Source organism: Streptomyces sp. P9(2023), from assembly GCF_032436795.1.
In the GTDB taxonomy this organism is placed as follows: domain Bacteria; phylum Actinomycetota; class Actinomycetes; order Streptomycetales; family Streptomycetaceae; genus Streptomyces.
Map to the genome: position 1 here is coordinate 1 of NZ_JAUPWM010000677.1, position 253 is coordinate 253.

At 63.6% G+C, this 253-nt stretch carries 1 protein-coding gene; it reads left to right on the plus strand.

The annotated features are described in order from the left end of the window. The coding region (locus Q5762_RS39090; RefSeq protein WP_315897074.1) for a hypothetical protein at window positions 1–253 on the plus strand (253 nt) is incomplete at both ends.

The following is a 253-nucleotide window of genomic DNA, read 5'->3' on the forward strand; positions in this document are numbered from 1 at the left end:
GCCTGCCGGCAACACGGTGTACCTGCACCAGGCCATGGCCCTGGCAGACGTGGTGTTGGTGGCGGTGCAGGCGGATGTTTCCTCATTCAGCACCCTGGCCCAGATGGATAGCGTGCTGGCGCCGTACCTTGAGTGCGAAAAACCGCCACTGCGTTACTACGTGATCAACCAACTCGACGGCGCCCACCGCTTCAGCCTGGACATGGCCGAAGTGTTCAAGGCCCGCCTCGGCGATGCACTGCTCGGCACGGTC